This is a genomic window from Hyalangium versicolor (assembly GCF_020103695.1).
GTDB classification, from domain to species: domain Bacteria; phylum Myxococcota; class Myxococcia; order Myxococcales; family Myxococcaceae; genus Hyalangium; species Hyalangium versicolor.
Map to the genome: position 1 here is coordinate 233,491 of NZ_JAHXBF010000020.1, position 23,119 is coordinate 256,609.

8 protein-coding genes and 1 tRNA gene are annotated in these 23,119 nt (G+C 67.4%); 7 read left to right on the forward strand and 2 right to left on the reverse strand.

Annotated elements, in window-relative coordinates; genetic code table 11:
• Window positions 1-5 precede the first annotated feature (5 nt).
• The 6 genes from KY501_RS36260 (at window position 6) to KY501_RS36285 (ending at window position 19,653) form a co-directional block, all read left to right on the forward strand.
• Complete coding sequence (locus tag KY501_RS36260) at window positions 6-1,967, forward strand: DEAD/DEAH box helicase (protein WP_224368442.1); 1,962 nt, start codon at window positions 6-8, stop codon at window positions 1,965-1,967.
• A 115-nt stretch (window positions 1,968-2,082) separates the two neighbouring features.
• On the forward strand, window positions 2,083-14,349 hold the full coding sequence (locus KY501_RS36265; RefSeq protein ID WP_224368443.1) for a tetratricopeptide repeat protein: 12,267 nt from the start codon (window positions 2,083-2,085) through the stop codon (window positions 14,347-14,349).
• Between the two features lie 136 nt (window positions 14,350-14,485).
• Window positions 14,486-16,534 (forward strand): adventurous gliding motility protein GltJ, encoded by a 2,049-nt coding sequence (gene gltJ, locus KY501_RS36270; RefSeq protein WP_224368444.1) that lies wholly within the window; start codon window positions 14,486-14,488, stop codon window positions 16,532-16,534.
• Window positions 16,535-16,762: 228 nt separating this feature from the next.
• The gene (locus KY501_RS36275; RefSeq protein WP_224368445.1) at window positions 16,763-17,731 is read left to right on the forward strand and encodes a hypothetical protein; all 969 of its coding nucleotides are present in this window, start codon (window positions 16,763-16,765) and stop codon (window positions 17,729-17,731) included.
• A 215-nt stretch (window positions 17,732-17,946) separates the two neighbouring features.
• The gene (locus KY501_RS36280) at window positions 17,947-18,447 is read left to right on the forward strand and encodes a toxin-antitoxin system YwqK family antitoxin (protein ID WP_224368446.1); all 501 of its coding nucleotides are present in this window, start codon (window positions 17,947-17,949) and stop codon (window positions 18,445-18,447) included.
• Between the two features lie 105 nt (window positions 18,448-18,552).
• Window positions 18,553-19,653: a TIGR04552 family protein gene (locus tag KY501_RS36285; protein WP_224368447.1), complete on the forward strand. Its 1,101-nt coding sequence runs from the start codon at window positions 18,553-18,555 to the stop codon at window positions 19,651-19,653.
• 85 nt (window positions 19,654-19,738) lie between these two features.
• Here KY501_RS36285 and KY501_RS36290 read toward each other — a convergent pair whose 3' ends face one another.
• Both KY501_RS36290 and ffh read right to left on the reverse strand, forming a co-directional pair.
• Entirely contained in the window at window positions 19,739-21,073 is a 1,335-nt protein-coding gene (locus KY501_RS36290) for an Ig-like domain-containing domain (RefSeq protein WP_224368448.1), read from the reverse strand.
• 192 nt (window positions 21,074-21,265) lie between these two features.
• Complete coding sequence (ffh, locus tag KY501_RS36295) at window positions 21,266-22,903, reverse strand: signal recognition particle protein (RefSeq protein WP_224368449.1); 1,638 nt, start codon at window positions 22,901-22,903, stop codon at window positions 21,266-21,268.
• A 100-nt stretch (window positions 22,904-23,003) separates the two neighbouring features.
• Between ffh and KY501_RS36300 the strand changes: the two genes are divergently transcribed.
• A tRNA-Leu gene (locus KY501_RS36300) sits at window positions 23,004-23,089 on the forward strand.
• The last annotated feature ends 30 nt before the right edge of the window (window positions 23,090-23,119 follow it).

Here is a 23,119-nt window from a genome sequence, read left to right on the forward strand (position 1 = left end):
CACACGTGCCTCAGGAGAATGGAAGCGGTGGGCCGCGCGGCGGTGGGCGCGGCCGGGACGGGGGGCCTGGCCAGGGCCCACGCCGTGAGGGTCCGGGTGGCTTTGGCGGTCGTGAAGGGGGCTTCGGAGGCCGCGATGGCGGCCGTGGCCGAGGCGATGGTCCTGGCCGTGGCCGCGGGGGCCGGGGACGGGACGACGAGCGGGCCAGTGGCCCGGGCCAGCGCGTCATCGTCGAGCTAGGCGTCCTCGAGAAGGCGCTGTCCAAGAACGACTTCGCGTCGCAGAAGGGGCCTCTCGAGGCCATCGTCCGCTCGCTGCGCCCCATGCGGCTCAAGTCGCTGGAGGATCTGGATCTCAACACGAAGGGTCGGCTCATCACCACGCTGCTGCGTGTGCAGCGCCAGCCCAAGCCGCCCGCGCCCGAGGCAGCGCCTGCCGCTCCGGCCGAGGGTGCACCCGCGGGTGAGGCAGCGGCTCCGGCTCCCGAGGCGGCTCCGGCGGAGGCTGCGGCTCCTGCCGAGGGTGCGGCTCCGGCCGAGGGCGCAGCGCCTGCCGAGGGTGCGGCTCCCGCGGCTCCTGCCGAGGGCGCGGCTCCTGCGGCTCCTGCCGCGGACCCGGTGCGCGAGAAGTTCGTCGCCTATTCGGATGTGATGTTCCTGGTGGGGCAGGTCTGGCGCGCCGCGGGGGATCGCGAGCGAGCCGAGGTGGCCTTCGCTGCCAGCGGCCGTCAGCCGGGCCCCGAGGCAGAGGAGCCCGTGCGCGCCGAGGCGGAGCGCCGCGAGCGTCCCGAGCGAGGCGATCGTCCGGAACGCGGTGAGCGTCGCGAGCGCGGTGAGCGCCGTGAGCGAGGCGATCGTCCCGAGCGCGGTGAGCGTCGCGATCGTCCGGAGCGAGGCGAGCGCCCCGAGCGGGGTGAGCGCCGCGAGCGTCCGGACCGTGGAGAGCGAGGCGAGCGTCCCGAGCGCAAGCCAGTGCCGGAGCTGACCGGTGACTGGTCCGAGCAGGCCAAGCAACTCGAGACCATGGGCCGCACGCGCGATGCGGGCCGGCTGCACGAGCGCAACAACTCCTTCACCGAGGCCATCCGGCTGTTCGAGGCGGGTGGGGACGTGAAGAGCGCGCTGCGGTGCGCCGTGGAGGGCAAGGATCTGGATGCGGCTCGACGCCTCGTGTCGGGGCTGCCCGCGGACCAGATTGCTCCCACGCTGGAGAAGGCCGGGGCGTACGAGCTCCTCATGGAGCACTACGTCGGCAAGGCGGACTTCGAGAACGTGGCGCGGCTGTACGAGCGGGCCCGGCAGTTCGACCAGGCCGCGCTCGCGTACGAGCGGGCCAACAAGCTGACCCAGGCGCGCAAGTCCTACGAGCGCGCTCGGGACATGGCCAGCGCCAACCGCGTCCGGGGCCTCGAGGTGAAGTCCCTGGTGGAGCGTGGCGATCGGCTGGGGGCGGCGACGCTCCTGGTGGCCGCGGGCCAGAACAAGGAGGCTGTGGAGGTGCTGAGCCCTCTGCCTCCGCCCAAGGCGTTCCACTTCATGCAGCGGCTCAAGCTCGACGAGGAGGCCAAGGCGCTGGCGAAGCGCGAGCTGGCCCGCGCCGAGGAAGAGAAGAAGCCGGCCGGGCGTGCACGGTGGCTCGAGCTGCTGGGGGAGGCGGCCGCCGCCGCGGAGGCCTGGGAGCAAGCAGGCCGCAAGGAGAAGGCGCTCCCGCTCCATGAGCAGTTGGGCAACCTGGCGCGTGCGGCACAGCTCGCCGAGGAGCTCCAACAACGGACCAAGGCCATCGAGCTCTACACGCAGCTCAATGATGCTGCGGGCTTGGAGCGGGCCAAGGCTCTCCCCGAGGCACCTCCGGCGCCTGCCCCTGGCGCTCCGAAGGATGCTGGCTCCGACTCCGAGTCTGGCTCCGATTCTCCTGCTGAGTCTGCTTCTCCTGCCTCCTCGCCTGGGGAGCAGGAAAGTCAATAGTTCTCGCCGGTTGGCGAGCTTTGCGCGATTGCCCGGGGACGCTCACGATCGCTAGAGTCGCAGGCTCTAGCGCCTCCGTGCGGTTGCGCTCCCTTTCCCGCGAGGCCCGCTCTTCATGGAACCATCCTCTTCTCCGCGCCCCTCTGTGCGTGCGACCGATGACCGGTCCTTCCTCGAAAACGAGGCCACGTTGGAGAAGGCCGGTCGTGTCGAGGACCTCATCCGGCTCTACGAGAGCCGGGGTCGTGAGGTCCCTGCTCCCGAGGCCGCGCGTCTGCTCGGCCGTGCCGCGGAACTCGCCCTCGAGCGACTCCGCAATCCGAACCGCGCCGAGGAGCTGCTGCGCCGCGCGCTGTTGCTGGCGCCCGAGCCGCTCCCCGTCCTTCGAGGGCTGAAGACGCTCTACGAGGCCAAGCAGGACGCGTCCGCACTGGCCGACATGCTGGAGCGGCTGGCCGGGGCCACCACGGGCAAGGAGAGCGCTGGCTTCTTCTTGAAGGCGGCAGATCTCTACGAGACGAAGCTCTTCCGGCGGGACCGGGCGGTGTTCTGCCTGCAGCAGGCGGCGCGAGCGGTGCCGGATCGGGCCACGTACAAGCGCCTGCGTCAGTTGTTGCTGGCCGAGGATCGCTTCCAGCCCGTCTTCGAGGCGCTGGAGCGCGAGCGCGAGGCACTGGGCCCCGAGGGCATGGCCGAGGAGTACGCGGCGGTGGCCGAGCGGCTGGTGGAGGATCCCACCGAGCACCCGCTGGCGCAGAAGGTGCTCGACGTGGCGCGCACGTTGGATGCGCAGAACGCGCGGGTGGAGAAGGCGCAGAAGTCGCTGCAGCGCTTCGAGCAGACGTGGCGCGATCGCGTGCGGATGCTGCGCAGCATGTCGCTGGAGGAGCGGGACCGGAAGAGCGCGGCGCGGCTGTCGCTGCTCGTGGCGAAGCTGTTCGCCTGGTACGAGCCGACGGCGGCGGCGAAGGTGAAGGAGGCGCTGGATCGGTGCTTCCTGCTGTGGCCGGGGATGCCCGAGGCGCTGAACCTCATCGAGCGGCTTGCCGAGCGCAGCGGGGACTTCGCCCCGGCGATCGCCCAGTTCGAGACGATGGCCACCGAGGCCAAGGATCGCACGGCGCAGGTGGATCTGTGGCTGCGCGTGGGCACGGGCCGGCTGACGCGGCTCAATGATCCTGCGGGAGCGCTGGCGGCCATCGAGAAGGCGGCGGCGGCGGATCCGTCGCGCGCGGACGCGGTGAACCTGGCGGCGGAGACGCTGATCGAGCAGGGCCGGGCGGCGGATGCCGTGGCGGTGCTCGAGCGGCATGCGGGCACGGTGAAGGAGCGCCAGGCGCAGGCCTCGCTGCGGATGCGGCTGGCGGAACTGTGCCTGGAGCACCTGAAGGACGGGGAGGCGGCCCGCGGACACCTGGAGGCGGCGCTCAAGAGCGATCCGTCGAACGCGCTGGCGGCCTTCCACCTGGCGCGGCTGTTGGCGGACGCGGAGCAGTACGACGCGATGGAGCCGCTGCTGGATCTGGCCATGCTGGCGCCGCGCCCGAAGGCCGAGCGCATTGCGTTCTGCGAGGCCCTGGCGCTCACGTTCGAGGAGAGCGGGGACGCGCGGCGGGCCTTCAGCGTGCTGGCGCGAGCGTTCGTGCTGGATCCGGCCCGGCCGTTGCTGCTGGGCACGGTGGTGGAGCACGCGGAGAAGGCGCAGGCGCAGCACGAGCTGGCGCTGGCGCTGAAGCGCGCGGTGTTGGTGGCACCGGAGCAGGTGGCGCTGGCCATCTGGCGGCAGTTGGCGCAGTTGCTCCAGGGTCCGTTGGCGGATCCCGTGGGTGCGGAGGCGGCATGGCGCGAGGTGCTGGCGCGTGCGCCGGGAGACTCGGTGGCCGAGGAGGCCGTGAAGTCGCTCAAGGCGGCGGCGGCGCTCGCGGACGATCCGCGGGTGAAGCTGGAGGGAGAGATCAGCCGCAAGGAGAACGCGAGCGCGCCTCCCGAGGAGATCGAGCCGCTGGTGCGTCAGTTGGTGACGATGGCGCCGGAGGAGCCCGGTCCGCTGCTGCGGCTCCAGGCGCTGTGCGTGTCGCTCTCGAAGTTCGAGGAGGCCGCGACGCTGGCGGGCAAGCTGTCGACGCTCGCCGAGACGCAGGTGGAGCGCAGTGACTGGAAGGCGCGGCAGGCGAAGCTCTACGCCGAGCGGTTGAACAAGCCGCAGGACGCGGCGCAGATCTTCTTGAAGCTGCTGGCGGAGAACGTCTCCACGGGCCTGGTGGTGGGCGGGCTCGAGCGGTTGGCGTCCGCGAACATCCGTACCGGGGAGATCGCCGAGGCGCTGGCGAACCACTACGGCCGCACGGGCGATCACCAGCGGCAGGTGGCCGCGCTCCAGCAGCAGTTGGATGCGACCACGGATGCGGCGGCGCGGCAGAAGCTGTTCACGCTGCTGGCGACGATCCACGAGAAGCAGCTGGCCGACAGCCGTGCGGCGTTCGATTGCCGGGTCCGCGCGCTGCGCGAGAACCCGAAGGACGAGCTGAGCCGCACCGAGGCGCTGCGGCTGGCGCATGACTTGTCCGCGCAGGCGGAGCTGGTGCGAGTGCTGCGCCGGCTGGCGACGGAGACCGAAGAGCTGGCGGTGGCGGTGCAGCTGCTCTCGGATTCGGCGGCGCTGGCCGAGCAGGTGGGAGCCCTGCCGGATGCCATTGACGCGCTGCAGGCGGCGCTGGGTCGAGCGCCCGATTCGCCCGAGTTGCTCCAGCGGCTGCTGCGGTTGCTGTGGCGTGCGGGGCGCGTGGCGGATGCGGAGAGCATGCTCCGCAAGCGCATCCAGACGGCGAAGGGCCCGGAGCGCTTGAAGTTGCTGCTCCAGTTGGTGGAACTCAACTCGCAGACGGGCCGCCCGGCGGAGGCGGCGGACGCACTGCACTCCGCGATCGCGAGTGGCGCCGAGGAGGGCAAGTTCCTGCCGCGGCTCGCCGAGCTGTACGAGAAGGCGGGGCGCACGAACGAGCTGAACGAGACGCTCGCGCGCATGGTGGAGCTGGCGGAGACGGCCGGAGACACCGAGAAGGTGGCGCGGCTGAAGCTCAAGCGCGCGCAGTTGCTCCAGGGAGCGCCGGGAGGCGATCAGTCGGAGGCGGTGCGCAGCTACGCGGACATCCTGCGCCAGCGCCCGTCCGATCCGGACGCCCTCACCGCGCTGGAGGGCATGCTCGCCTCCGGGTCGACGCGTGAGGAGGCAGCGCGGGCCCTGCTGCCGGCGTACGAGCTCACCAAGGATCACCGCAAGCTGGTGGCGGCGCTGGACGTGCTCGCCGAGGTGGCGAAGGACGACTCGGCGCGGGCCCAGGCGTTGCGGCAGGCCGCGCATGTGCACCTGACGCACCTGCGCCAGCCGGAGCTGGCCTTTGCCTCGCTGGCTCGGGCGATGCGCCTGGCGCCGGGGGACGCCGCGCTGCGGGCCACGGCGCGCCAGGCGGCCGAGGACGCGGACTCGCTCGACAGCTTCGCGGAGATCCTCGAGGAGCTGACGGAGGAGGGGAACGTCGGTCCGGCGCGCGGGGCGATCCTGCGCGAGCTGGCGGACGTGCAGGAGAAGAAGCTCGACGACAAGGCGGGGGCGATCAAGGCGCTGCACGCGTTGTTGGCGCTGGAGCCTGCCAACGTCGACTGCCTCAAGGCGCTGCAGCGTCTGCACCGTGCGGGCGAGCAGTGGGCCGAGGTGGCCGAGGTACTCGAGAAGCTGGCTTCCGTGTCGACGGAGACGGCGGAGCAGGTGGCCTACCTGCGCGAGGCGGCGCTGCTGCACGAGAGCAAGCTGGGCAACAAGGAGCGCGCGGCCGCGGCCTGGCGCGCGATCGCCGAGCGGGATCAGCTGCAGCGTGAGGCGGCCGCTTCGCTGGATCGGCTCTACACGGAGCTGGGGCTGGCGCAGGAGCTGTCGTGGGCGTTGGCGCTGCGGCGCAGTCAGGAGGGCCAGAGCCCGCAGGGGCGCGAGGTGTCCTTCCGGCTCGCGGAGCTGCTGCGCACGACGCTGAACAACCCGACCGCGGCGCTCAAGCTGTACGAGCGCATCCTGGCCGAGGATCCGGGGCACCCGGGCGCGCGCACCGCGCTGGAGGAGTGGGTGAAGTCGGCGCTGCCCACGAGCCGGGCGGCGCTGGAGACGTTGGATCCGGTGCTCCAGAAGCTGGGAGACCATGCCCGCCGCGTGGCCTTGCGCGAGGCGCGGCTGGAGTCCGCGCTCACGGTGGAGAAGGCGCAGCTGGCGGCGGAGATCCGCCGCATCTACGAGCAGGAGATGCAGCAGCCGTCGCTGGCCTTCATGGCGGCGGTGAAGGCCTTCGCGGCGGGAGTGGATCGCGAGGCGCTGCAGCCGGATCTGGAGCGGCTGGCGCGCGAGACGGGCTCGCACGAGACGCTGGCGGAGATCTACGAGGACGCGGCCACGGATCTGCCCTCGGGCGACGCGGCGGCCCTGGCGTTGCTGCGGCGCACGGCGGAGCTGCGTGAGCAGCTCAACCAGCCCGAGGAGGCGGCGCGGCTCTGGAAGAACCTGTTGCAGGAGGCGCCGCAGGATCGCCAGGCGCTGGAGGCGCTGTCCCGGCTGTACGAGAAGGGGCAGAACGCGAAGAACCTCTCCGAGGTGTACGCGAAGCAGGCGCAGCTCTCGACGGATCCGGAGGCGCGCCGGGGCCTGCTGCTCAAGGCGGGTGACGCCTTCGCGAGCGCGGGAGACGACGCGAAGGCCATCGAGGCCTACCGCTCGGCGCTGGCAATCAAGAAGACGCCCGAGGGGCTCGTTGCGCTGGACAAGCTGTTCGCCAAGGGGCACCGCGTCCAGGAGCAGGCGGACGTGCTGGCTCAGCTGGCGGAGCTGGCGCCGGAAGCCGAGTCCCGTCGAGGCTTCATCCTGCGCCGGGCGCAGTTGCTGGAGCTGGCGGGGAACACAGCCGAGGCGCTGATCGGCTACCGTGGGCTGTTGGAGCTGGTGCCGGGAGATCCGCAGGGCATCGCGGGCCTGGAGCGGCTGTTCTCGCAGGAGGGGCAGCGGCTGGAGGCGGCTCGCCTGCTGGAGCCCGTCTACCGGAGCATCAACGACACGCGGAAGCTGGTGGAGGTGCTGGAGGTGCTGCTGTCCTCTGCGCCACCGGAGCAGCGGCTGGAGCGCATCCAGGAGATTGCCGTCCTGCGCGAGGCGCTGGGGCAGACGTCGTTGGCGTTCGCCGCGCGCCTGCGGGCCTTCAACGAGTTCCCGCAGGAGCAGAGCGTCCTGGACGAGCTGGAGCGGCTCGCGGCGGACTCGGGCTCCTTCGAGGAGGTGGCGGCGTCGTACGAGGATGAGATCGACCGCGGGGTGAAGGAGCCTCTGGCGGGCGAGCTGTGGCGGCGTCTGGCGGCCATCTACGACGGGCGCATGAAGCGCTACGATCTGGCGGCGCGGGCGTTGGAGGAGGTCAGCCGACGCGACCCGTACAACAAGGACGTGCTGGAGTCGATCGCGCGGATCCACCGCAGGACGGGAGCGCACCGCGATCTGGCACTGGTGATGCGGCGGCAGGTGGCGGCGGACTCGAATGTCAGCTCGCAGATCAACCTGCTGTTCGAACTGGGCCATCTGGCGGAAGAGACGCTGTCGGACAAGGCGCTCGCCGCGCAGGCCTACCGTGAGGTCCTGGATCGCAGGCCGGAGAACGGCAACGCGCTGAAGCTGCTGGCCAAGGTGCTCACGGAGATGGAGCGCTGGCCGGAGCTGGCGCAGCACATCGAGCGGGAGATCCAACTGGCGGACGCGCGCAACGCGGTGGAGGAGGCGTCGGAGCTGCGCGTGCGCCTGGGCCGCCTGAAGTTCACGCGTCTGGATGATCCGCGCGGGGCGTTGGATCTGTACCAGGCGGTGCTCGCGCGCCGGGCGGGGCATGCGGGAGCAGTGGGTGCGCTGGAGGAGATGGCGCGCTCGGAGAGCCCGCTGCGAGGCGCGGCGGCCAGTGCGCTGGAGCCGGTGTTCGCGGGGGTGGGAGATCACCTCAAGCAGGTGCAGATGCTGGAGGCGCGGGCGTCGGTGGAGCCGGTGCCCCAGGAGCGCGCTGCGCTGCTGCGTCGCATCGCGGAGACGTACGCCGGGCCCATGCAGAACGCGGAGCTGGCGTTCGTGTACGCCGTCCGCGCGCTGCAGGATCTGCCGGATGAGCCGCGTTCGCTGGAGCTGTGCCTCTCGCTGGTGGAGCCGGCGGGGACGGCCGAGGAGCTCATCGAAGTCCTGAGCGGCATTGCTCCGAAGGCGAGTGATGCGGGGCGCGCGGAGCTGTACCGGGCGCTGGCGCGGCTGCAGGCGCGCATGGGCGAGGACAACGAGGCGCTGGCCGCGTGGCGCAAGGTGATGGAGGTGCGGCCCACGGACGAGGAGGCGCTCGAGAGTGTGGGTCGCCTGCTGGTGTCCGAGGGCAAGCCCAGCGAGCTGCTGGAGGTGCTGCGCCGGCAGTTGGCGATGGCCGAGGATCCCGTGCGCCGTGCCGGGGTGCTCTTCCAGATCGGCGTGCTGCAGGAGGATCAGCTCAAGGACAACCTGGGAGCTCTGGCGACGTTCCGGCGCTTGATGGAGCTCAAGCCGGACGACGCGGCGGCGCTGGCTCGGATGGAGAGCCTCTGCCAGAAGCAGGAGCGGTGGCCGGAGCTGGCGGATGTGCTGGCGAAGCGCATCGCGCTGATGCCGCCGGAGCAGGCGCTGGAGCTGAAGTTCAAGCTGGCGACGGTGCGCGAGGCGAAGCTGCTGGACAAGACGGGAGCGCTGTCGCTGTACGGCGAGGTGCTCGCGTTGCAGCCGAACCATGCGGGCGCGGTGGCGCGCATGGAAGCGTGGGTGACGCGCGAGCCGCAGAACCTGCTCGCGGTGGAGACGTTGCTGCGTGCGTTCCGGGCCAGCGGGGACATCGCCAAGCTGGCGCAGTACATCGAGACCCGCGTGGGCGTCTCGACGGACGCCTTCGAGAAGAAGGCGTTGTTGGGAGAGCTGGCCACGCTGCGCGAGACGCAGGGCGAGGCGGAGCTGGCGTTCCTGGCGCTCTTCCGGGCGTTCAAGGAGGACCCGAACGACGGCGAGCTGCGTCGGCGGCTGGAGAGCGCGACGGATGCCTCCAACACGTATGACGAGCTGGTGGCGGCGTACGAGGAGGCCCTGCCGCGCGTGGCCGAGGCTTCGGACGCGGCGGAGGTGTGCCTCAAGCTGGGTCAGATGTTGGAGACGCGGCTGAGGGAGCCGGAGCGCGCCATCACGTACTACGAGCGTGCGCGCAGCATGCACGCGTCGGTGGCGGAGAAGGCGTTGCTGGCGTTGGACCGGCTCTACGTGGAGCTGGAGGCGTGGCCTGAGCTGTCGGGCGTGCTGGAGCAGCTGGCTGCGGGAGCCACGGCGCCCGCGGACAAGGTGGGCTTCCTGTTCCGCGTGGGTCAGATCTTCCAGGAGCGGTTGGACAGCCTGGATCGAGCGGCATCGGCCTACGAGCAGATCCTGACGATCGATCCAAACCACCTGGCATCGGCGCGGCTCCTGGAGAGCCTGTACGAGCAGGCGGGAGCGTCGGACAAGCTGTACGCCATCCTCCAGCACGAGTTGGAGCGCGTCACCGGGCCTGAGAAGGAGCGGGTGCTCGGGAAGATGGCGCAGGTGTCGGCCGAGGGGCTGGAGGACCTGGGCCGGTCCATCGAGCTGTACCGCGAGCTGTTGGCGAAGAACCCGCGCAACGAGCAGGCGTTCAGCGCGTTGGAAGGGTTGCTGGAGCGAGCGAACCGTCCGGAGGAGCTGCGCACGTTGCTGGCGGATCGTTTGGCGCAGACGTTGGATCCGCGCGAGGTGGTGCGCCTCAACGAGCGGCTGGGCCGGGTGGTGTACCGGCTGTTGAAGCAGCCCGAGGCGGCGGTGCCGTACTTCAAGGCGGCGCTGGATCGCGACCCGCGTCACCGCGGCGTGCTGGACACGTTGCGCGAGCTGTACGAGGAGACGGGGCAGCGCGACGAGTTGGTGAGCGTGCTGCGTCGGCTCGTGCCGCTGCAGGAGTCCTCGGAGGGCGTGAAGGCGCTGCGCCTGCGCCTGGCCGAGGTGCTGGCGGAGATGAACCGGCGCGAGGAGGCGCTGGACGCGGCTCGCCGGGCGTTGGAGGTGGAGCCTCACACGGTGCCGGATCTGGACCGGGTGCATGCGCTGTTCGTCTCGCTGAGGGCGTACAACGACGCCGTGCGCGCGCTGGAGCTGAAGGTGCAGGTGCACTTGGCGGCCGAGGAGCGTGAGCAGGCGGTGGACGCATACTTCGCGGTGGCGGACATGTGGGAGGGCCCGGGTACGAAGCCCGAGCTGTCCGCGGGCGCGCTGGAGAAGGTGCTGGAGCTGGATCCGGCGAACCGGAAGGCGTTCGAGCGGGTGTCCACGTTGTACCGGGGCCACAACGACTGGCGTGCGTACGCCGGAGTGGTGGATCGGTACATGCCGCACCTCGTCACGGACGAGGAGAAGCTGTCCTGGCTGCGCGAGCTGGCGCGGGTGCAGGAGGAGCGGCTGGGGCAGAAGGACGTGGCGTTCCTGGCGCTCTGCCGTGCGCTGCAGATCGACGCGGCGGACGACACGCTCCGCGAAGAGGTGGAGCGGCTGGCGAACGAGACGGGTTCGCACGAGGAGCTGGCGGCGGTCTACGAGGAGGTGGCGGAGTCGCTGCCGAAGGGGCCGCTGGCCGAGCGGATGTACGCGACGCTGGCGCGAGTCCACGACGAGCGGTTGGACGACGCGCCTGCGGCGGAGGCGGCGTTCCGGAAGATCCTCGAGTTCGATCCGACGAACGCGACGGCGCTGGATGGGCTGTCGGCGATGTTCCACCGTCGCGGGCGGGACCGCGAGTACGTGGTGGCGTTGGAGCAGAAGCTGGAGGCCGCGGCGTCAATCGAGGCGCGCAAGGGCATCCTGAAGGAGATCGCTCGGGTCTACGACGAGACGATCGGGGATCCGCAGGAGGCGGCCACGGCGTTGCTGCGAGCGTTGGAGCTCGAGCCGGACGTGGAGACGCTGGGAGTGCTCACGGCGCTGTATCGGCGTCAGAATGCGCACCAGGACGTGGCCGCGACGCTGCTGCGGACGCGAGATCTGGCGGGGACGACAGAGGAGCGCGCGCGCATCCAGGTGCAGGTGGCGGGCGTCTACGAGCGGGACATCGGAGACGACGAGGCCGCGGTGGTGGCCTACCGGCAGGCGCTGGAGTTCGATCCGGAGAACCGCGAGGCGCTGGAGTCGCTGGAGCGGCTGCACACGAAGCTGGACCAGCCGGCGGAGTTGCTGGCGGTGTACGAGCGCATGCTGGAGTTGAGCACGGACTACCGCGAGCGGGTCCGTGTGCTGTTCCGGAGCGCGGGCATCTGGGAGGACAAGTACCAGAACCCCGCGAACGCGGACGCCTGCGTCGAGGCCATCCTGGCCATCGATCAGACGAACATGCAGGCGATCAAGACGCTCATCCGCCTGCGGCGCATGCAGGAGCGGTGGGAGGACCTGATCGTCGCGTACGAGCGGCAGCTGGCGCTGACTACGGAGCCGCAGGAGCAGGCGCAGCTCTACGTGGAGATGGGCACGGTCTACCACCAGCAGATGAAGGCGGTGGACCGCGCGGTGGACAGCTACGGCTACGCGCTGCAAGTGGATCCGAGCTGCCGGCCGGCGATGCACGCGTTGGGCAACCTCTACGAGCGCAGCGGCAACTGGCCGTTCGCGTTGGAGATGCTGCAGCGTGAGGCGCAGGTGGCGGGGCAGACGCAGGAGGCGGTGGAGCTGTTCCACCGCATGGGCAAGATCAACGAAGACATGTTGATGGACACGGGGAGCGCCAAGTCGAACTACCAGCAGGCGTTGGTGATCGACTCGGGGTACCTGCCCAGCATCCGAGCGTTGAAGGGCATCCAGGAGCAGGAGAAGGACTGGGGCGGTTACGAGCAGACGCTGTTGCAGGAGGCGCAGAGCTCCGAGGATCCACAGGCCAAGGCGCGGGCGTTGTTGGACGTGGCGAAGTACCACGTGGAGACGCGGCAGGATCAGCAGACGGCGACGCACTACTTCGAGGAGGTGCTGAAGCACGTGCCGGACAGCCTCGAGGCGGCGCGTCCGTTGGCGGACGTCTACATCGCTCGGGAGGACTGGCCGCTGGGCGAGAAGATGTTGGACATCGTCGCCCGGAAGATGGCGGAGAAGGCCATAGCGGAGAAGGACGGCGCGCTGACGGTGGAGTTGTCGCGGCAGCTGTACCGGCTGGGCTACGTGGCGGAGAAGCTGGGCAAGCGCGAGAAGGCGCTGGACGCGTACGAGAAGTCGTACGGCCTGGACTCGAGGTACCTGGCGAACCTGGAGAGCTTCGGCAACCTGCTGGTGCAGGCGAAGCGCTATGACGACGCCCTCAAGGTGTTCCAGGCGATCCTCATCCACCACCGCGAGAGCCTGACGGATCTGGAAGTGGTGGAAGTGTACTGGCAGCTCGGTGACGTGCTGGCGGCGCTGGGCCACGCGGATCGTGCGCAGAACCACTTCGAGAAGGCGCTGGCGATCGATCCGGGCCACGAGCCGTCCCTGCGGGCCTTGGTGGCGCTGATGGACAAGGCGGGCCAGTACGAGAAGTCCGCGGATATCCGCCAGCAGCTCGTCAACGTGCTGGACGGAGAGGCCAAGGCGCGCGTGTACCTGGAGTTGGGACAGATCGCGCGGGACAAGCTGAAGGATCCGTACATGGCGATCGACGCGTTCACGGGTGCTCTGAGGGAGCAGCCGGACGCGCTGGACGTGATGGACTCGCTGTACGTGCTGTTGCGAGAGACGCGCCAGGGTCACAAGGCGGCGGACGTGCTGCAGAAGATGCTGTCGCTGCCGACGCTGGCCGCCGAACCGCAGAAGGCCAAGCGGGTGTGGTTCGCGCTGGCGGAGATCCGCCGGGACGAGGCCAAGGACGTGGATGGCGCCGCCGATGCGTTCAACCGGGCGCTGGATCTGGATCACCGCTTCGTCGAGGCCTTCAGCGCCCTGGAAGCGATGCTGGGAGCGGCGGAGCAGTGGAAGGCGCTGGAGAACAACTACGCGAAGATGCTCTCGCGCATCCCGAAGACGGCGGACACGCACGTGGCGCGCATGGCGCTGTGGCGAGCGCTGGGAGACCTGTACCTCCAGGTGTTGAAGAACACGGAGGGCGCGATGGCGGCCTACGGCGTGGTGTCCAAGGGCCTGCCGGAAGACTCAGTGGTGCAGGAGACGTACGCGGAGATTGCCGGGCAGGTTCCAGGCAAGGAGGAGGAGGCCATCGCGGCGCTGCGCCGTGCGCTGCCGAACACGACTGATCCGCGCAAGGTGTGCGGAAACCTCGTGCGGCTGCTGGCGCTGCGCAAGGACTACGACGGGGCGTGGCTGGCGGCGCAGGCGGTGGCGGGGCTCGTGGGCGAGGCGGGGGATGACGAGAAGGAGATCCTCACCAAGCTGGGGCCCTACGCGAAGCGCAAGGAGGTGGCGCAGCGTCCGCTGACGGATCGGCTCTGGCACGCGCACCTGTTCCACCCGAAGGTGCGTACGCTCGCGGAGCTGATGGGGATCTTGTTCGAGCAGGTGGGGCACCTGTACGCGGTGGCCTTCCAGCAGTACCAGATCGTCCCGAAGAAGCACCGCATCGACGCCGGCACCTCGCAGGAGTACCACGTCCACCACTACCGCTACGTGGCGCGGCTGTTCGGCATGGAGGCGGTGGAGCTGTACTCGCCGTTCCTGGTGGCCACGCGCGAGCGGCTGAGCCGTCGCACCAACGAGCCGGCACCCGAGCCGATGGTGAACGTGGATCTGCTGCAGACCCACCCGGCCTGTGTGCGGGTGGGCGGCAAGTTCTTCGCGGAGCAGGGGCAGAAGGAAGTCTATTACCTGCTGGGCCGCACGTTGGCGCTGGCGCGCCCGGAGCTCGCCTTCAGCCAGCGGTTGGCACCGGATCGCCTCGAGGCGCTGCTGCAGGCGGCGTTGTCGCTGGTGAGTCAGATCCATCCGACGGCGGACATGCGCCTCTTCGCGGAGGCGAGGCAGCTGCTGGAGAGGAACCTGAGCGAGCCGGCGCGAGGGGCGCTGATCAAGGTGGTGCGGGCCTACCTGCCCACGGCGACGCCGACGGATGTGCGCACCTGGCTGGAGGGCGTGGAACTGACCGCTGCTCGAGCCGGCCTGTTCGCTGCGGGAGAGATGGAGCCCGTCAAGCGCATGGTGACCGGGGAGACAGGCTCGACCTTCCGGGTACCCCCTCGCAACAAGCTACGGGATCTATTGGTATTCGCTACATCGGAGGACCTGCATGATCTGCGTGTCGCCGTAGGGACGCACGTGGAGGTGCAGGTGAGGAAGTAGTGGTTAGAACCCGAGTAGGGGTTCAGGCGTTGAACGGTGAGGGGGCAGTCTTGGGACGCATCCTTGACCCCCCCGGACAGCACCTCTACGATTTTGGCGGGATTTCTGCCGTCTTTTCTGTGACTTGCGGGGAACGATGCGCTTCGTCTGCGACAGCTGCCGCGCGCAGTACATGATCAGCGACGACAAGATTGGCGCCAAGGGCGTCAAGATTCGTTGCAAGAAGTGCGGCCATGTCATTGTGGTTCGTCCTTCCGGTGCCTCGGCGCCGAAGGACGAGGGAGCTCCGGCAGCGGAAGCCACTGCTGCTGCGAGCAATGGGGCTGCGGGCTCCAACGCTGCGGGAGGGCTCGCATCGCTGGGGACTCCTCCCGAGGGTGGACTCTTCACGGACGTCGAGGAGGACGAGATCGGCGCGGTGTTCGATCAGGTCCTCTCGGGTTCGCAGAAGATGCCCGGCGGAGAATCGGCGCGTGAGGCGAAGCCGACCACGCCCGAGGCCGTGCGAAAGCTGGCCGAGGCCGAGGACGAGCCGGACGAGCCGAAGGCCGAGGCGCCCCCGAACGACTGGTACGTCGCCATCGACGAGAAGCAGGTAGGTCCGCTCTCGGTCGAGAAGGTGAAGGAGCACTGGGAGCGTGGCGAGGTGGGGCCGGACAGCCTGTGCTGGCGTCAGGGCTACGGGGACTGGATCCCGCTCTCGGAGGTGAAGGAGCTGGCCTCGGTGCTGTCGCCGCGTCCGGCCAAGCCGGTCATCGTCGCGCCCTCGCCGGTGTCGACTTCGGTGCCTGCGGTGTCCGCGCCGGTGGAGTCCGCCTTCAGCGCGGGGGCTGCCCCGAAGAACACGCGTCCCGAGATTCCCGCCGCACCGGCGCTCGGCGTGGAGCCGGTGTCGTCGGGCTGGAAGCCGTCGGCGGCGAGCGTGCTCGCCTCGCTGGTGAAGGAGGAGAATGAGGCGCTGTCCAAGCCGCCTCCGAAGCCTGCGGCCGAGGAGAAGCAGGCGCCGGGGCTGCTTGATCTGCCGCCTCCGGAGCCCGCGCCGGCTCCTGCCCGGGCGTCGCCGATGATGGCAGCCGCGGCCGAGCCGATGCGTGCGCCGCAGCCTGCGGCCATGCCGTATGCGCCTTCGCCCGCGCCTGCGTATGCGCAGCCTGCGCCTGCATACGCGCAGCCCGCGCCTGCATACGCGGGGTACCCGCAGCCTTCATACCCGGGCTATCCGCCGGCGGCGGGAGCTGGGCAGCAGGGTGGGGGCAACAAGACGGTCATGATCGCGGGGATTGCGGTAGCGGTCGTGGCATTGCTGGGAGTGGGTGGGTTCCTGGTCTTCGGGCGGTCTCCTCCGCCGGCCGAGCCGGTGGCCGTGGCGGACGCGAGGCCCACTCCGCCGGCGCCAGCACCGACACCTGTTTCGCCTCCTCCAGAGGTGAAGGCGCAGCCTGCGGCGAATCCAGCGACGCCACCGCCTGCGGCTGCGCAGGGCACGACGCCGGGGGCTCCGGGGACGGCTGCTGCTCCTGGGACGCCGGCTGCTCCTGGGACGCAGCCTGGGGCGACGACGCCTCCGGCGGTTGCGGCGGCGACGCCTGCTCCGACTCCGGTCACTCCGCCTGCGACGACCCCGACTCCGCCTCCCGCGACGGCCGAGGCCACGAAGCCGAACTCGGGCACTCGCACCGAGCGGCCTGGCTCGTCTTCGCGTCCGTCCTCCAGCAGCCGGCAGGAGTCCAAGACCGAGGCGGTGGCCAAGCCCGAGCCGGCCACGAAGAAGTCGGATGACGGTCTGGACGACGATTTCGACGATCTCTTCGGGAAGAAGGAGAAGAAGGAGACGAAGTCGAACAGCGGCTCGTCGTCTTCCGTGTACATCCCGCCCGAACCTGGGAGTGGCAGCAATGTCCAGGACAAGCTGGGTCAGTCAGACATCATGGCGGTGGTGGTGGCGAACAAGCCAGCCATCATGAAGTGCGTGGGCGAGCAGAGGAAGCGCGACCCGGACATTTCAGGCAAGCTGGTGATGCACTGGACAATCCAGACAAGCGGGAAAACGTCGGGTGTGAGTGTGGTTTCGGACGAGTTCAAGAAAACCTATATGGCGAGCTGCATCACGGGGCTCATCAAGGGATGGACCTTCCCGAAGCACAAGAAGCAGGGCGACCCCATCGATTTTCCCTTCACCTTTTAGTGTGAGAAGTGTGTGAGCGGACGGTGTCGCGGCGATGAAAAATGCCGCGGTGCTGTCCGCTTTTTCACGTGCTGAATTTCTCAATAGGACTCTCGTCGAGGGTGCGTCGACATTCGTTGACACATCCAGACAGGCGGGGCTAAAGCCAGCCTCGCTCGCAAGGATGGATGGAGGGGGCTTGTGAGGCCGGAAGCCCCATGCGAGAGGCACCCAAGGAGGAAGTCCAGCATGCAGCTTCGGAATACGGTGATGATGCTCACGGCGCTGAGCGCCCTGAGCGTGGTGATGACGGCTTGCGGTGACGATACGACGACGAGCACCTCGTGCTCGTCAGACGCGGACTGCAGTGGGACTGAGGATGTGTGCCACCCGACTGGGAAGTTCTGTGTCCAGTCGTGTACGGCGGCAGCGGATTGTCCCGCAACGGAGAAGACGTGCGCGCCGTTCACGGGGGCGAGCAAGAACATCTGCCAGTGCTCGACGGACCAGCTGTGCAACGGAGTGGGGAGCACGTCGACCGACCTGGTCTGCTCGACTGTGGACAAGGTGTGCGTGGAGCGGTGCACCTCGGACGCCTCCTGTGGAACGGGCCGGACCTGTAACACGGGAACGGGCCAGTGCTCGGCGAGTGGTCCGAAGGCCTGCACCCCGGCCTGCACCGGCAACCAGGTGTGCGATACCAGCACGGGCACCTGTGTGAACAATGGTGCGACCTGCAGCGGCGAGGGGCAGTCGACGTGCGCCTACGGCTCGCAGTACTGCGGCTCGGGCACCTGCCAGGCGCTCCCGGCTCCTACCTGCCAGAACTACACGAACTTCACGAACAAGAGCTCGCTCGGCACCACGGGGACGATCATCTACAAGGCCACGGTGGATAGCTCGACGACTGACACCGCGTACTGCGGCAGCACCAATCCCAAGCGCGTGAAGATCGCGCTCTCCGCGTACTCGAGCACCCCCTTCCCGCAGACGAAGCAGGAACTCAGTGGCTTCTTCTACGTGGTCGTCGAAGGAACGCAGGACGACGCTGTCAAGTCTGTGAGCACCTCGGCTGGCAACTATACGGTCTCGGGGACGAACCGCGAGCGTGCGGAGATCGTGTACAGCCTCTGCCGCCCGGCCAACAGCACGACCACCTCAACGGGCTTCTACTTCGTCAACGGCAACTTCCTCTGCTTCCAGGCTGACTACCTCTAGTCCTGGATTCAGTTGACGCCGTCTTGTTTCACGACCCTGTCTGGCTTCACGCCAGGCAGGGTTGTTTTATATGGTGTGTGGAAGCATGCGTGTCGTCTCTACCATGCCCTGGTAGGGTAGCGAACTCGCGGTAATTCATGGTGAATGTGGCAGCCGGGTGCGCGTCTTTCTTGGTGCGCGCACGGGAATCCCGGCGGCCTTCAAAAGGAGAGTCCATGCTGTCTTCGAAGCTGATGCGGGCCTTGACCCTGGGTCTGAGCCTTGCTGGTACTGTAGCGTTTGCTGGGGATGCCACGGGGAAGTCCGCAGCGTCCACCCAGCTCGCCTGCCCCTCGGGGACCAAGCAAATTGGGACTCCGGAGGAGGGCCTGTACTGCCGTAAGTCGGTGTCCGTGAACGGCCTCAACTTCGCTCACGGCCCAGCCGTCTCCTACTTCTCCAACGGACAGAAGCGCTACGAGGGGCAGTACTTCGAGGGCTTCCGCACGGGCACGTGGGTCTTCTACGACGAGTCCGGCAAGGAGACGGGGCGCACGGAGTTCAGCGGCAACAGCTACCACGGCAAGCGGGTGCAGTACTTCGCCAACGGCAAGCCGCGTCTCGTCGAGGAGTACGTGAACGGCAAGCGGCACGGCCTGACTCAGGAGTTCTCCGAGGACGGCAAGTTGGTTCGCGAGGCGCAGTACCGCGACGACAGGCTGGCCGACGCCAAGTAGCTCTCCTGGTCCCTGTAGTGCCGAGGGCCCCCCTCTATGCGGAAGGGGGCCCTTTCTTTTTCCCTGCGTTGCTCTTGGCCTGGGGGCTCGGCTAGAAGCGCCGTCGTGAAGGCCGCGTCGCTTGTCCCACAACTTCCAGATCTTCCCCTCTGCACCGTCGCGGAGATGGGCCTGCGCGAGCTGGAGCGTCTCCGCCTCATCCTGAGGGGCGGATCGGTCATCGACTGGCGGCGCATGCACTTCCAGTCCCGCGACGAGGTGGACCACTTCCTCAGGCTCTGTCAGCTGGACACCTCACGCCCAGACGACGAAACCTGGGCGCGCATGGTTCTTGCCGACGCCGTGGAGTACCTCCGGAAGACCTTCGACTACCGGGTCGCGGATGCGGTCGCCAGCCCTGCTGAGATCCACGATCTCTTTCTCTATGCCTCGGGTGCCAAGGGCCTGCCCAAGTACCGCCGTATCGCCTGCATTGTTTTGAAGGTCATGCACGTCATCCAGCACATCGAAGGTCGGGACCTGCTCTTCCGGTTGCCCGTCTCCGAGGCGGATCTGGCCGAGTTGGTGACGGCAAAGGTGATGGGGGTTGCGCAGGAAATGGATGCGCGAGGACTTCCGGTCGTTGAGTTCGCGCATTCCATCAAGACACGCGACTCGTTGGTCACCAAGCTGATCGCGAAAAAGGAAACCGTGGCAGCACAGGTCTACGACCGGACGCGGTTCCGAATCATTACCAAAGATCGGAGCGATATCCTTCCTACGCTCTATTTTTTGACCCAGCGCTTGTTCCCCTTCAACTTCGTCGTCCCTGGGCAGACGGAGAACTCGCTCATCTCCTTCAAGTCTGTCCTCGCGGACTACCCCCACTTCGAGCAGTTCGCCGCGCAGTTGCATCTGGATCGTGACTACGAGGATCGTGAGGACCACGGCGGCAATCAATTCTCGGGTAGCACCTATCGGGCGCTCAACTTCATCGTAGATATGCCTTTGCGGATGGATGCATTTCTCCCTCCTCCCGAAGAGGACCAGCGCTCGCGGAAGAGTCGCCTCGTCTTCACCCTGGTGGAGTTCCAGATCATGGACGAGCAGACAGCCCGTATGAACGAGGAGGGAGAGAATGCCCACAAACTCTACAAACGGCGGCAAAAGCGCCGTGTGCTACGCCGACTTGCTCGTGGCCTTGTAGTCCCCAAGCGCAAGGGCTGAAGTGGTCTCAATCCCTTCATCATAAGCTCGCTCCCTTGCACGTCGACGCTCAGGGAGAGGCGCGATACGACGCAATGTCGCAGAGTCACGGGTGCTCGTAGGTGATTTCGAGTTCCGCTAGTTTTGGGGTTTGTGAGACGTATGAATATATTGCGTCACGACGACCGTCGTTATCGCTCGGCGTGTTGAATCGGATCCTGAACTGAGACCTCTTGGTGTTTCGGTTGATCCTTGCGGACCAGTCAAGTGCCACAAATGAGGTCACGTCGAATACTTCGACCGACTTCAGGATATCGATCGTAATAATGATGGGAGGGCTCACAGCAGATGACTCATATTGAATCCTTGCATCGAGATTCACTGATTCCGTGCTGGAATATGCAATGCTCTCGCCAATATACACTCGCTCAAGGAGTGGTGTGCCCAGATCGATAAAGGGGTCGCCGGTCATGCCGGTGACATACCATTTGAGCGTGGAGCCAGTAATGGCTGTCAATTCCTCTGGCAATGCATCAAGTTTGAAGCCAATAAGGAGGCGAGACTGGGTATTGTCGCTCAAGTCGCCAACGGCTTCCGAATCATAAGCAAGGTGATTTCGCCAGTAGTCTGGGGCTGAAGCGGAGCCGCTTGTTCCGGGATCGAAGTCGACAGTAATAGTGCTCTTGCGGATGGTGTGGAAAGTGGCCGTCCAGGTGCTATCCAGGGAATTGGCGGATAGATCATTGGCCGCTGCGGTGACACTCCATGTCACGTCGGTGTCGTAGGGAAAGTCAGTGTCCGGATTGAATGTCATCTCGGTTCCTGCTGCATTCCAAGCGAAGACCCCCGAGGTGAAGCCTAGCGGCGAGGTGATGGCGAAGGCTGACTGCGCGGAAGCTTTGTCCATGGGTTCGGAGAACGCCACGGTAATGATGGCATTTCGGGCCACCCCGATCGCTGCAGAGGTCGGGTTAGATTTGAGAATCGTCGGAGGCGTGGTGTCCGGAGCGGGCCCTGTCGTGCTGAAGGAGAATACCGTCCGTTCCGTGAGCGCGTTTCCTGCGAAGTCCTTTCCTTCGACGACGAGCGTGTAGGTGGTGTTCTCTGTGAGCAGTGCTGTCGGTTGCAGCGAGAGTTGAGTGTTCCCGTTCGCCCAGGTTGAACTGCCGAGCGTCACGCTCGGGGTGATGCTGACCTGTACGCTGCTCGCACTCATTGGTTCAGAGAACGTGAGGATGAGCAGGGTGCTTGTGGCGACCTGGGTCGAGCCGTGGAGGGGAGTTATCTGGGTGAGGGTCGGGGGCGTGGTGTCGGTCGGAACTCCCGAATCCGGTTGCGAGCCCCCATCGGGTGTTTCGGGGCTCTCCACCTCGGGAATATCGATGCAGGCGGAGATCAACACCGCCAGGACCAGCGGGACGATACGATTGAATGAGGACATGCCGCTTCTCCAAAGCAAAAGGCGTTCCATGGTCCTGCGCGGACACGCCTTGCGCTCAAATAGCAGGAGAAAAGACGGTTCTGCCCTCGAATGCCAGTGGCTTTCCCCGGAGGCTCGCGGGCACACCGTCCACGCTCTTGGACTCAGAATCCCGGCGGAGAGACGGTGTGCTCCTGGCAGAGCAGGGGAGGGCTACTTCTTCTTCCGGTTCTTCTTCCGGTTCGCCTTCTCGCGCTTGCGGCGCTCCTTGATGGCATCCCGATCCTCGGGCTTGCCTGTGGCCGAGGGTGGCGCGTAGCCCATCAACCGGGCCTTCGCCATCGCCGCCTGGCTCATCGGAGGCGTGTAGCCCGGCGCGATCTGGGGCATCTGCATGGGCATTCCTCCGCCCATGCTCCCCAGGGCCTGCTGCATCATCTTGTCCTTCCCCATGATGCTCGACAGGTCCATGTTCTTCAGCTGCGACAGCTGCCCCAACTGCTTGAACCCCGGGATTCGCCCCAGCAGGCCCGGGTTCTGGCCGATGGTCCCCATCACCTGCTGCATCATCCCGAACTTCTGCAGCAGCTCGCGCACGTCTTCCACCTTGCGGCCACTGCCCTTGGCGATGCGCTCCACCCGGCTCTGGTTGATCAGATCCGGACGCAGGCGCTCCTTCTCCGTCATCGAGTCGTACATCGCCTCGATCTTCGTCAGCTCCTTCTCGTCCGGGTTCAGCTGATCCGTCAGGTCCCCGAACAGCGGGAACTTCTCCAGCAGATCCTTCAGCGGCCCCATCCGCCGCACCATCCGGATCTGCTCCACGAAGTCCTTCATCGAGAAGTTGCCCGACAGGAGCTTGAGCGCATCCTCCTCGGCCTTCTTCTCGTCGACGACCTTCTCGAAGTCCTTCATCAGGCCGACGATGTCGCCGAAGCCCAGGATGCGGCCCGCCAACCCGTCCGGACGGAACTCCTCCAGCTTGTCCATCCCCTCGCCCATGCCGAGGAACTTGATGGGCTTGCCCGTCACCTCCTTGATGGACAACGCCGCGCCACCACGCGCGTCACCGTCCAGCTTCGTCAGGATGAAGCCGTCCAGCGTCAACCGCCGATCGAACTCGGCCGCCGTGCGCACCGCGTCCTGGCCAATCATCGCGTCGCAGACCAGCAGGATGTTGTCCGGGTGCACCTTGCCCTTGATGGACTCCAGCTCCGCCATCAGCGCTTCGTCGATGGCGAGCCGGCCCGCGGTGTCGATGAGCACCACGTCGCACTTCTGGTCCCTCGCCGCCGCATATCCGCGCGCGGCCAGCTCCGGTGGCGGCACATTCGGCTCGAAGTACACCGGCACCTTCAACCGCTCGCCCAGCACCTTGAGCTGGTCCACGGCGGCCGGACGGTAGATGTCCGCGGCCACCAGCAGCGGCTTGCGCCCCTCCTGGAGGAGCTTGTTGGCCAGCTTGCCCGTGGTCGTCGTCTTACCCGAACCCTGCAGACCCACCATCATGATGCCGCTCAGTTGCCCCTTGGGCTTGAGCTTGATGCTGGTGTCCACCGGCCCCATCAGGGCCTCGAGCTCGTCGTGGCAGATCTTCACGAAGTAGTCCGCCGGGCTCACCTTGCGCTTCTGGCCCGACTTGTCCGTGATCGTCGTCTGCACCACTTCGCCCACTGTCTTCTCACGGACACGGGCGACGAACTTCTTCACGACATCGAAGGCCACGTCGGCCTCGAGCAGGGAGACGCGGATATCGCGGAGGGATTCGTCCACCACGTCCTGCGTGAGCTCGCTCTTGCCGGCGAGGCGGTTCTTGGCGGAACGGAAGCCCTTGGTGACTGTCTCGAGCATGGCGGGCGCTTTATACCAAGGGCGGGCCGGAATCGACCGTTGAGCGCATTGCGGCCGTCCAGCAGTTGAGAGAAGGTCCCGACACCGGGCAGGTGCTCGGGCACGAGTGGCGAAATTGGTAGACGCAGCGGACTTAAAATCCGCTGGCCTGAAAGGGCCGTCCGGGTTCGATCCCCGGCTCGTGCATGCTTAACCGCTGGAGGTTACTGGGAAATT

What these genes read in the sequence shown, in the direction of transcription:
- KY501_RS36275 (WP_224368445.1), top strand. Translation starts at nt 16,763, where the DNA reads ATGCAGCTTCGGAATACGGTGATGATGCTCACGGCGCTGAGCGCCCTG.
- KY501_RS36265 (WP_224368443.1), top strand. Translation starts at nt 2,083, where the DNA reads ATGGAACCATCCTCTTCTCCGCGCCCCTCTGTGCGTGCGACCGATGAC.
- KY501_RS36280 (WP_224368446.1), top strand. Translation starts at nt 17,947, where the DNA reads ATGCTGTCTTCGAAGCTGATGCGGGCCTTGACCCTGGGTCTGAGCCTT.
- gltJ (WP_224368444.1), top strand. Translation starts at nt 14,486, where the DNA reads ATGCGCTTCGTCTGCGACAGCTGCCGCGCGCAGTACATGATCAGCGAC.
- KY501_RS36290 (WP_224368448.1), bottom strand. Translation starts at nt 21,073, where the DNA reads ATGTCCTCATTCAATCGTATCGTCCCGCTGGTCCTGGCGGTGTTGATC.
- ffh (WP_224368449.1), bottom strand. Translation starts at nt 22,903, where the DNA reads ATGCTCGAGACAGTCACCAAGGGCTTCCGTTCCGCCAAGAACCGCCTC.